This window comes from Scandinavium sp. NPDC088450 (genome assembly GCF_044900545.1).
Classification (GTDB): domain Bacteria; phylum Pseudomonadota; class Gammaproteobacteria; order Enterobacterales; family Enterobacteriaceae; genus Scandinavium.
On sequence record NZ_JBJDNI010000005.1, the window covers coordinates 94,293 to 104,593 of the forward strand.

The window sequence follows — 10,301 nt, forward strand, 5'->3', positions numbered from 1 at the left end:
GCTAGTGTGCTTTTAAAGGGTAAAAAAATAAGTAAAACAATCAATAACTTTTTCATTCTGTCTGGCTATAAATAACGTTGGGAAAATACGGTCTTGTTTTTCTGCCGGGATATTTTAACAGAGTGAGCCGGATCTTAATCTAATGAAAAAGGTCGAAAATGAATCCGATTTTCCTTGCCATGCGGGCCCTGTTTATTGAGCAATGTTCCTCAAACAGGGTAAATTATGCGCTGGCAAATCAGCCGTTCGGCTGGCAGGTTCAAAGGAGAAGTGAGCGAACTCATGGGTAATCGCGTTGACTATCAAATTGAGAAATACGTATTCACGGAAGTGAACGAATCACCGCGCATCGCTCGCCAGTGGGCTGAAGTGGTTGAGGAATGCCGTGAGGAAAAAGCGGGCAGCGAAGAACGCTTGCGGATTGCCTTGCTCAATGTGGATTATGTCAGCAGCTTCGAATTGCCTTTCCGGCTGCTCTTGATTCGCACGCCCCAGCTTATTGAACGCCTGCGCAATGAGCTACAGCTCAATCAAAAAACAGTGCTGGTGAATGACAAAAAACGCGGTCAGGTTTATAGCCTGAAGGCTGATTTAAGTCAGGTGCCGGACGACGTTCGCTACCGTTTTTCGAACCGTATTCGCCGCAACGAAGCGGGTGTGGAAGCGAATTTATTGCCGCAGATAGCAAAACAGGTGAAAGATCCAAAACAGCGTCTGAAGCTGGCGCTGGAAACCGGGCTGACCGTCAATGCGCTCGATGGCCTGTTCTGGCTGGGCAGCCAACGGATTGCGGCTGATGTGTCGACGCTGCGAACCTCAGGCATGAACATCACCACGTCTGAGGTTGAGGTTTATGACGACCTGACCGCGACAACACGAACCATTTCGGCCTATCGACTTTAGCGCTGTAATGCGGCTTTGGCTTCAGTCAGTTCACTCAGCGCTTCTTGCAGCTTACGCTCTCGCTTTTCAATTTTATCGCTACGCCCTGAAGCCTGTGCTTCTTTAAGGTCCTGCTGGCGTTCTTCTACTTTTTGCTCTTTTTCTCGCACGTTGTCTTCACGCTGCGCCTGAAGCGAGGCGTCGGTGCAATTCGCCCGAACTTCCGACAGTGCTTTTTCAAGCCCGGCAATGCGTCCACTGTTGTTGTGCGCTTTTGCGTAATCAAGCTGCTGTTGAATATTCGCTTCTTTGGCGGCACAGCCTTTAAGCGGCGTCTGAGCCAGAGTGGCGAACGAAGCGGTGCTCAGCAGAACCAGCGCGAGGGTATTTTTTACGGTGAAAGTCATGGCTTCTCCCTGAAGACTTGTTCAAACAAAAATCCAGTGTACCGGGGAGTTCTTAACGGTTTCTTAAATGCCGCACATTATGTACGGAAAAACAGTTATTTTTTCACCAACCCTTGACCCGCAGCAAAGTTGAAAAAGGGTAACTCTCGCATACTCCGCGCATCTTTCCTTTTCCCGGTGCGAGTGTATGGCTTACCAACTGAATCTGAACTGGCCAGAATTTTTAGAGAAATACTGGCAGAAAAAACCTGTGGTCCTGAAGAACGCATTTCCTGGCTTCGTTGATCCCATTACGCCGGACGAACTGGCTGGGCTTGCGATGGAGCCCGAAGTCGACAGCCGTCTGGTCAGCCATCAGGATGGAAAATGGCAGGCAAGCCATGGCCCCTTCGAAGATTTTGACGGGCTGGGTGAAACCGGTTGGTCACTGTTGGCACAAGCGGTAAACCACTGGCACATGCCGGCGGCCGAGCTGGTGCGTCCTTTCCGCGTGCTGCCGGAATGGCGTCTGGATGACCTGATGATCTCCTACTCGGTGCCGGGCGGTGGTGTGGGCCCGCATATCGATAACTACGATGTGTTTATTATTCAGGGAATGGGCCGCCGCCGCTGGCGTGTGGGCGATGCGCTGCCAATGCGTCAGTTCTGTCCGCATCCTGCGCTGCTGCACGTTGATCCTTTTGAGCCGATTATCGATGTTGAAATGTCGCCGGGCGATATCCTTTATATTCCGCCAGGCTTCCCGCATGACGGCTTCACCTATGAAGATACGCTGAATTATTCCGTGGGGTTCCGTGGGCCGAATGGCCGTGATTTGATCAGCAGCTTTGCTGATTACGCGCTGGAAAACGATCTGGGCGGCACACATTACAGCGATCCTGATCTCACCGTTCGTGAACGCGCAGGACGGGTAGAGCAGTATGAACTGGATCGTCTGCGCGAGCAGATGATGGCAGTTATCAATCAGCCGGAAGATTTCAGGCAGTGGTTTGGCCGCTTTGCCTCCACGCCACGCCATGAGCTGGATATTGCGCCAGCCGAGCCACCGTACGAGCCAGCTGAAGTACAGGAAGCGTTGCTCGGTGGTGAAAAATTAATTCGTCTGAGCGGCTTGCGAGTGCTGAATGTTGAAGGCACATTCTTTGTGAATGCTGAGCGTTTGGCTGTTGAGGATGCCAAAGCAGCAGATGCATTGTCTCGTTATACCGAATTGGGCCAGCATGAATTAGGCGATGCCGTAAAGCAGGCTGAATTTATAGCAGCGCTAACGGGGCTCATTAATCAGGGTTATTGGTTCTTCGAAGAGTAAGATCTCGCGCTTAGCCGTCTATTTTCGCGTTCAAAGGGAGGGGAGTTCTCCCCTCCCTTCTTCTGCAAACTCACCGACAACTGGCCCATTTTCACCCGTAGTGGTGAATTTGACGTATAATGAGAAAGGATAAATTGATTTAATTTATGTTCTCTTTCTTATTATTGGCGGTGTGTATTATGTTACCAACGCAAGCGAAATACCATGGAGGGAAAATGTCTGAAGCAGTCTCAGACGATGAGAACATCAAGTCGGCAAATAAACCGATTCATGATTTCCACGTATTAATGGATACCTTATATCCTCATGCTAAACCGGTCGCCTGTGCGAAAAATAAAAGGCTGGAATTTACCCGAACTCGCCCACAGTCTTGCTACCTGCTGTATGAAGGATTTGGCCTGGTGCACCGGGCCAGCGATGGCCTGGTGTTGGGAACAATCAAGGCCCCTTATATTATAGGCATTACCAATCTTTTTACCTCGCTGGAAGAGCAGTACTACTGGCGAGCAGGCAAGACCTGCTCCATTTTGGTGGTTGAATCGGCGGTGGTCCGTGAAGTGATTGAAAAGAATCATTTATGGGAAAATTTCGCTCGGGTATTAAGCTATATCGTGCAGTACCTGAGTGGACACAGCGAACGGCTGGTGGCGCAAAATGGTTATCACCTCGTGTGCCATCAACTTATTTCTCTGATGAATGAGCCAGAATTTGTCAGAGCGAAAATGAGCCCCTCAAAATATATTATTGACCGGACATTACTGTCACGAAGTTATGTGATGAAAATTCTTTCAGAATTAAAACAGAGTGGACGTATTATCGTGTCCGATAAAATGCTGGTGGAAGTGAAAGATCTGTTTAAAGAGTAAAAGGCTGCGGCAATCACGCCGCAACCTTCAGTATTTCTTTGCTGTTTAGTTTGCGGAAATCGGTCTTGTTGTCAGTTCAGGGCTTTCCGCATCGACAGTAACGTTGTTTCGGCGTAGCGCCAGCAGGCGACAGATCTCAGCGTGCTTCTCTTCGGTGAAGGTGAAGCGCGACATAAAGCCAAGGCGAATCAGAGAGCCAATAGCCGGAAGCAGGCAAATCCCAAAGAACAACCCGTTCAGCACCGCATCACTTTGGCTTTGCGCCTGTGGCACATAGCCAATCACCGTCAGGAACACCCCAATTAACCCGCCGCCTACCGCGACAGACATCTTGCCGGTAAAGGTTTGCCCTGAGAAGGTGATCGCCGCACAGCGCTTATTGGTGTGGTACTCCGCGTATTCGATGGTGTCCGCAATCATTGAAGAGGTGAGGATGTTGGTCATCATCACGAAAATGGTGCTCAGCCCCAGCAGCAGGAACAGCAGCGCGGTGTGATGATAACCGGCGAACCACATCACCACCCGCACCGCGACATCCAGCCCACAAAGGATCATGAACAGTTTTCGCTTCTGCATTTTGCGCGTCAGCATCGGCGCGACCAGGCACACCACGGCTGCCACGATGCCCATCAGGCCAATCACCATTTGCAGGCTGGCATCGCCCATGTTGTAGATAAAAAAGTAGATGTAAATGCCGTTGGCGACGTTATGGAACACGCAGAAAAAGAACGACAGCAGAATGATAAACAGTGGCTTGTTCTGCCTCAAATTGCGAAAGGTGTCGCGGATGGTGACTTTTTCCGGGCTTGGCAGCACACGCTCTTTGATTTGCAGAAAGCCGTTCAGCATCAGCGGCAAGCCAACCAGCATCATCACCAGCGCCGCCATAAAGTAGCCTTTGTCGTTGCTGTACTGGGCAAAGAAAGCGGCCAGTTTGGGGAAGAAAATATTGGCGCAGGCAATCCCGGCGTTGACCCCAAGCATGGCGGCAGTGACTGCACGAGTGCGCTGCCCGGAATCATTGGTCATCACCGATGACATCGACCAGAATGGAATATCCGAAATGGCGTACAGCGTGCCCCATAAAATGTAAGTCACCCCGGCGTACAGAATTTTGGTGGTGGTGTCGGCCTCAATTTTATAGAACGACAGCAGTGTCACGCCGGTTATCAGCAGCGGCGCAATCAGCATAAAGTGGCGGAACTTGCCGAAGCGGCTGTTAATAGTGTCCATGAAGCTTGCGAATAACGGATCGTGGATGGCATCCCAGGCGCGGGCGATAAGGAAAATGGTACTGGCCGCAAGGGCGGAAATGCCCAGCACGTCGGTATAGAAATAGTTAATAAACGAACCCACTAAACCAAAGCTAAAACACTGACCTAAACCATAGCCAAAATAGGACCACAACTCGCGAGACGGTATTTTCATTGTATTTGCCATAGTGCGTACCTTTTCACCCGACGGCGGGCCGCCGGGCTGCTGTCATCAGTATTATTATTAACGGGAAGGATGCAGACCAATGCGGCTCAGCTTGCGCACCAGCGCCATCTCCGCTTGTGAGAAAGGAATACCGTTTTCTTCAAAAACGTCATGGAACCACAGGCGACAATAATCTGGTGAGGTAGTCATCACTACCGGCCACGGCAGCCAGGTCTGGGTCTTACCGCGCACCAGCCCCCATTGATACGGCGCCACATTGGCGGCGTGCATCAGAGGCAATTGCTCTTCGATGGTGCTGCCTACATGACGTGCCAGCCATTCCGTGCAGAACATTGGGCGGCCCAACTGCTCCAGTTGGTGGATGATGGCGACCATTCTTGCGGTGTTGGTATAAGCGTGGAAACTCACCACGTCAGACAGCGCCAGCGCGGTCTGATCCAGCGGATGCTGATAGAACGTTTCGCCTTCCACTTCAGGCGGCAAGCGCCACGCGCAGACAGTGAGTGGTTGCTCCGGGTTTTCATCGCGCACCCACTCGAACGCTTTGCGCATCAGTTCGTGAGCGTACTCTTCCAGCTTTTCGTCGTACTGCACTTCCACGGTACCGGTGGCGAAAATGCCGCGGTTGCCCGGCTCGTTGTACAAATCCCACAGCAGCACGCGTTTGTCGTCGCGGAATTCGCGCACGATGTCACGAACGTAACGTTCAATTTGCGGCCATTCATCACGATTGCACACTTTCGCGCGGCCTGGGCTCGCGGCAGCCTGGCTATTATGTTTGCCTGGAACGGGCGCTTTTTGAGGGCCGAGATACGGTTCATCGCCTGAAAAACCGCAGTCGTCCATTAGCGTCAACATGGTGCGAAAACCGTGCTTGTCCGCAATCTGCAAAAACTGATTGATGCGAGTAATCAATCCGTCGCGGTCAACTTCCCAGACGATAAACGGCAGGTTGATGCGCAGGCTGTTGTAACCCGCTTCAGCAGCCCAGCCGAGTTCGCGCTCAATAGTTGGGGCGTCGAAGGTTTCTTTTTGCCAGATATCCGTCCAGTTCACCGCCGTTGACGGCAGATAGTTAAAGCCACACAGCCAGCCCTGTTGCTGATACCAGGCCTGCGCCTGTTCTTTTGTCCACTGTTGTTTCATGATGACCTCTCTGCTGATAATATTTAGCTAATAAATATTAGTTGGCGTATTCATGAGCAATTCCGATGAGCAGAAAAAGCGACAACCCTCACAAAGTTGGCGATGCTGAGAGGAAGAAACGTGATCGGCAGCGCACAGCGCTGACACGCGTCGGGGATGATGGGTATGATGTGGCAATCAAAAACCGTGGGCAGGGAATATGAAGCGGAAAAATAAAGTCACCATGAATGATATTGCGCGCGCAGCCGGGGTGTCTCAGGCAACGGTATCGTTAGTGCTTAATCAGTCTCGCAATATCAAACTCAGCGACGAAACGCGCCAGCGGGTGATTAACGTGGCAGGGGAGCTGGGTTACGATCGTTTGCCTGCCATTCATTCTCCGCGTAATCAGGAAGAGATCGCGCTGCTGGTCAGTTCCCTGCAAAGCTACGATCCTTTTATCGATGCTATCAGTCAGGCGCGCGATGCGGCCTGGCGCAGCGAAGTGCTGCTCACGGTGTACGATTACGGCGATGACACCGAGCTGGCGCTGAACATCATTCGCCAGTTAGAAAAGCGCAACTGCGTGGGGATTATTCTGGCCTCGCCAGTGACCACGGTAGTGGAGTTGAGCGCGTTTCAGGATTGCACCACGCTGCCGTTAGTGCTGCTCAACCAGCGCGATCCGGATTCTCCGCTGCTGCCGTCATTCGAACCGGATGACTACGCCAATGCCTTTCAGGTCACCCGACATCTGGTGAATCAGGGCGCAAAACGCATCGCACACATTACCGGCGAAAGCTGGATGGAAGCCACGCGTCAGCGTCTGGCGGGCTATCAGGCGGCGCTCACGCAATCGGGCATTACGCCGCAGGATGAGTGGGTGCAGCAAACCAACTGGCAGTTCAACGAATCCTACCAGGCCACCGTGGCGTTGCTGGCTCAGGCCGAGCGCCCGGATGCCATTTTCTGTGCCAGCGACTGGCTGGCCATCGGTTGTTATCAGGCGATTTCCGACCATGGATTACGTATCCCGGACGACATGCTGGTGGTCGGTTATGACGACCAAAAAATCTCTGAGCAGTTAACGCCACCGCTCACCAGTATTCAGCTGCCTTATGGTGAATTGGGCAGACTGGCGGTGGAATATCTCTGCAATGCTGAAGATGCCGCGACACATTTAACCCTCGCCGGGCGCTTGAAAATACGGCGTTCCAGTCAGCGAAGTTTATAAATAAACCCCGAATAGCACAGCCTGCTTAGTTTACAATAAGCAGGCTAATTATATTTATCGCATCAATGAATCAGCGATGCCTGCCCACTCCGCCCTGATGAAACCTGCCACCGCGCAGGGCGTCAGCGTCTGTTTTTGCCTCATCTTTCCGACTCTGGTATCGCGCAAATAAAGAGATTTGCACATGAAAACTAAAAAGCTGCGTTTAATTTTGTTGCTTGTCATACCGACTCTGGGGATTGCTGCGGGGAGCTGGTTATATTTTTCCGGCGGCCGTTATGTGGAAACAGATAACGCCTATGTAAAAGCGGATAAAACGACCATTGGCGCTGAAGTCTCCGGGCGCGTATTGCATGTGGCGGTGAAAGAAAATCAGCATGTGAATAAAGGCGATTTGCTTTTTAGCGTCGATCCTAAACCGTATGCATTAGCCGTCGCTCAGGCAAAGTCTGAACTGAATAATACCGTTATCGATTTGACCACCATTAAATCGCAGTACCGCAGCAAGCTGGCGAATATTGATGTATCAAGAAGTCAGTTAGCGTACGCCCAGCGTGAAGAAGGGCGCTTGCATCGTCTGAGTGGCCCGGGCTACGTGTCTGCCTCTGACCTTGACGGTGCGCACCAGAAAAGTTTGTTGATGGCGCTGGAAGTGAACATGCTGCAAAAACAATTGCAGGAAGTGGCCGACAGCTTCGGCGGTGATATTTCCATGCCGGTTGAACAGCATCCGCGTTATAAAAAAGCACTGGCAGAACTGAATACGGCAAAAAACAACCTGTCACACGTGAATGAATATGCGCCTTCTTCCGGCACCATCACCAAAGTGCTGCAAACCGGGGAATACGTGCAGAATGGCAGCACAGCCATGTTGCTGGTGGCGGATAACAATTTGTATGTTGAAGCCAACTTCACCGAAAAAGATCTCACTCATATTCGCGACAATCAACCCGCAGAAATCAGCGTCGACTATGCGCCGGGTGTGACCTGGCACGGCAAAGTCAGCAGCATCAGCCCCGCGACGGGCGCGGAGTACTCGGTGATCCCCGCTGAAAATGCCACGGGTAACTGGGTGAAAGTGACACAGCGTGTGCCCGTACGTATTCGTCTGCAAACGGATGCCAATCAACCGCAACTGCGTGCCGGGCTGAGTGCCACCATCAAAATCGATACTCAGGCAACCGCCAACAGCGCTTCCTGAGGAGGTGGCACATGTCTGATGTCATTGCAGCTCCGCTGCCGAAAACAAAAGGGACCGATCGCCGTCTGTTGATCACCTTCTCGGTGATGCTGGCGACCATCATGCAAGCGCTTGATACCACCATCGCCAACGTTGCGCTGCCGCATATGCAAGGGGCGATGGGCGCGACGCAGGACCAGACCTCGTGGGTGCTTACGTCTTATATTGTGGCCGCCGCGATTGCGATGCCGCTGACGGGTTTTGTGTCGGCTCGTATTGGGCGCAAGCGCCTGTTTGCGTGGTCAGTGGTTGGTTTTACCCTCGCGTCGATGCTTTGCGGCGCAGCGCAGTCGCTCGATCAAATTGTGATTTTCCGCCTGATGCAGGGCATTTTCGGCGCAAGCCTGGTGCCGCTGTCGCAATCAGTGATGCTCGACGCCTGGCCGAAAGAGAAACACGGTTCCGCGATGGCAATGTGGGGCATGGGCGTGATGGTCGGGCCGATCCTCGGGCCCTCGCTCGGCGGCTGGCTGACGGAGTATTACAGCTGGCGCTGGGTGTTTTACATCAACATCCCGTTTGGCGTGCTGGCGTGGCTTGGGATCACCTCGTTTGTCAGTGAAACCGCGCTCGACAGCAAACGTAAGTTCGACCTGCTGGGCTTCTTCTTCTTGAGCGTGGCGATCGGCAGCCTGCAGCTGTTCCTCGATCGCGGTGAATCCAAAGAGTGGTTTGCCAGCGGCGAAATCATCATTGAAGCGGTGCTGGCCGGTGTGGCTCTGTATCTGTTTGTCGCCCATATCTTCACGGCCAAAAAGCCATTTATCGAACCGGGCATCTTTCGCGATAAAAACTTCGTGGTGGGGCTATTGTTCAGCTTCGGGATGGGGACGATATTGCTGGCGACGATGGCGTTAATGCCGCCGCTGTTACAGGGTTTTATGCATTATCCGGTGATTGATGTCGGCCTTCTGATGACCCCGCGCGGCTTCGGCACCATGCTCAGCATGATGATAGTCGGGCGCATCGCCGGGAAAGTCGATTTGCGTTATGTCATCGCGGTAGGCGTGGTGATCATGGCGATATCGCTGTGGCAGATGACCCATTTCAACATGTGGATGAGCCCGTGGGACATTATCAGTTCCGGCGTGGTGCAGGGCGTGGGGATGGGATTAACCTTCGTGCCACTCTCAACGCTGACGTTCTCCACGCTTGCGCCGCAGTACCGCACAGAAGGGGCATCGCTCTACTCGCTGATCCGTAATATCGGCAGCAGCATCGGGATTTCAGTGGTGACGACCTATCTGGCGCAGCAAAGCCAGCGTAACCACAGCGTGTTCTCCGGGTTTATCAACCCGTTCAACAAGGCGCTTCAGCACGCAATGCAGCACGGTGCGTACAACTTGCATCAAACATCCGGGCTGATGGCGATTAACGGCGAAGTCTCACGGCAGGCAACGGTGTTGGCCTACTATCAGGATTTCCGCCTGATGATGTTTTTATGCTTCATTCTGCTGCCGCTGGTGCTGCTGTTTTCGAAGCCAACTCGGGTAGAAGAGCCGATTCTGGAGTAACAGCTGGATCGGAAGCACCCCCTCTCCCTAACCCTCTCCCAAAGGGAGAGGAAACAGTAAGATGCTGGTTTTGATTTGCTCCCTCTCCCTAACCCTCTCCCAAAGGGAGAGGGAACAGTAAGGTGCTGGTTATGATTTTCTCCCTCTCCCTAACCCTCTCCCAAAGGGAAAGGGAACAATAAGGTGCTGGTTTTGATTTTCTCCCTCTCCCTAACCCTCTCCCAAATCGAAAGGGAACAATAAGGTGCTGGTTTTGATTTTCTCCCTCTCCCTAACCCTCTCCC

Annotated in this window: 9 protein-coding genes; 6 read left to right on the plus strand and 3 right to left on the minus strand. The window is 52.5% G+C overall.

Annotation, left to right across the window (positions count from 1 at the left end):
• Positions 1 to 282 precede the first annotated feature (282 nt).
• Positions 283 to 903 (plus strand): DNA-binding protein, encoded by a 621-nt coding sequence (locus ACI2I2_RS06715; protein WP_404657196.1) that lies wholly within the window; start codon positions 283 to 285, stop codon positions 901 to 903.
• Here ACI2I2_RS06715 and ACI2I2_RS06720 read toward each other — a convergent pair.
• The gene (locus ACI2I2_RS06720) at positions 900 to 1,289 is read right to left on the minus strand and encodes a DUF1090 domain-containing protein (RefSeq protein ID WP_404657197.1); all 390 of its coding nucleotides are present in this window, start codon (positions 1,287 to 1,289) and stop codon (positions 900 to 902) included. The genes ACI2I2_RS06715 and ACI2I2_RS06720 overlap by 4 nt on opposite strands.
• A gap of 187 nt (positions 1,290 to 1,476) precedes the next feature.
• On the opposite strand from ACI2I2_RS06720, the gene ACI2I2_RS06725 reads away from it, so the two are divergent.
• On the plus strand, positions 1,477 to 2,598 hold the full coding sequence (locus ACI2I2_RS06725; RefSeq protein WP_404657198.1) for a JmjC domain-containing protein: 1,122 nt from the start codon (positions 1,477 to 1,479) through the stop codon (positions 2,596 to 2,598).
• A 215-nt stretch (positions 2,599 to 2,813) separates the two neighbouring features.
• Positions 2,814 to 3,464, plus strand: a complete 651-nt coding sequence (locus ACI2I2_RS06730; RefSeq protein WP_404657199.1) for a helix-turn-helix domain-containing protein — start codon at positions 2,814 to 2,816, stop codon at positions 3,462 to 3,464.
• A gap of 45 nt (positions 3,465 to 3,509) precedes the next feature.
• On the opposite strand, the gene ACI2I2_RS06735 is transcribed toward ACI2I2_RS06730, so the two are convergent.
• Complete coding sequence (locus ACI2I2_RS06735) at positions 3,510 to 4,904, minus strand: MFS transporter (protein WP_404657200.1); 1,395 nt, start codon at positions 4,902 to 4,904, stop codon at positions 3,510 to 3,512.
• 57 nt (positions 4,905 to 4,961) lie between these two features.
• On the minus strand, positions 4,962 to 6,050 hold the full coding sequence (locus tag ACI2I2_RS06740) for a cellulase family glycosylhydrolase (RefSeq protein ID WP_404657201.1): 1,089 nt from the start codon (positions 6,048 to 6,050) through the stop codon (positions 4,962 to 4,964).
• Between the two features lie 199 nt (positions 6,051 to 6,249).
• Between ACI2I2_RS06740 and ACI2I2_RS06745 the strand changes: the two genes are divergently transcribed.
• From ACI2I2_RS06745 to ACI2I2_RS06755, 3 genes are all read left to right on the plus strand, one after another.
• Positions 6,250 to 7,263 carry a LacI family DNA-binding transcriptional regulator gene (locus tag ACI2I2_RS06745; protein ID WP_404657202.1) on the plus strand — a complete coding sequence of 338 codons (1,014 nt, stop codon included), beginning with the start codon at positions 6,250 to 6,252 and terminating at the stop codon, positions 7,261 to 7,263.
• A 184-nt stretch (positions 7,264 to 7,447) separates the two neighbouring features.
• Entirely contained in the window at positions 7,448 to 8,464 is a 1,017-nt protein-coding gene (locus ACI2I2_RS06750) for an HlyD family secretion protein (protein WP_404657203.1), read from the plus strand.
• A gap of 11 nt (positions 8,465 to 8,475) precedes the next feature.
• A complete protein-coding gene (locus ACI2I2_RS06755; RefSeq protein ID WP_404657204.1) occupies positions 8,476 to 10,017 on the plus strand; it encodes a DHA2 family efflux MFS transporter permease subunit in 1,542 nt (513 codons plus the stop codon).
• Positions 10,018 to 10,301: the final 284 nt, after the last annotated feature.

What these genes read in the sequence shown, in the direction of transcription:
- ACI2I2_RS06715 (WP_404657196.1), top strand. Translation starts at nt 283, where the DNA reads ATGGGTAATCGCGTTGACTATCAAATTGAGAAATACGTATTCACGGAA.
- ACI2I2_RS06720 (WP_404657197.1), bottom strand. Translation starts at nt 1,289, where the DNA reads ATGACTTTCACCGTAAAAAATACCCTCGCGCTGGTTCTGCTGAGCACC.
- ACI2I2_RS06725 (WP_404657198.1), top strand. Translation starts at nt 1,477, where the DNA reads ATGGCTTACCAACTGAATCTGAACTGGCCAGAATTTTTAGAGAAATAC.
- ACI2I2_RS06730 (WP_404657199.1), top strand. Translation starts at nt 2,814, where the DNA reads ATGTCTGAAGCAGTCTCAGACGATGAGAACATCAAGTCGGCAAATAAA.
- ACI2I2_RS06735 (WP_404657200.1), bottom strand. Translation starts at nt 4,904, where the DNA reads ATGGCAAATACAATGAAAATACCGTCTCGCGAGTTGTGGTCCTATTTT.
- ACI2I2_RS06740 (WP_404657201.1), bottom strand. Translation starts at nt 6,050, where the DNA reads ATGAAACAACAGTGGACAAAAGAACAGGCGCAGGCCTGGTATCAGCAA.
- ACI2I2_RS06745 (WP_404657202.1), top strand. Translation starts at nt 6,250, where the DNA reads ATGAAGCGGAAAAATAAAGTCACCATGAATGATATTGCGCGCGCAGCC.
- ACI2I2_RS06750 (WP_404657203.1), top strand. Translation starts at nt 7,448, where the DNA reads ATGAAAACTAAAAAGCTGCGTTTAATTTTGTTGCTTGTCATACCGACT.
- ACI2I2_RS06755 (WP_404657204.1), top strand. Translation starts at nt 8,476, where the DNA reads ATGTCTGATGTCATTGCAGCTCCGCTGCCGAAAACAAAAGGGACCGAT.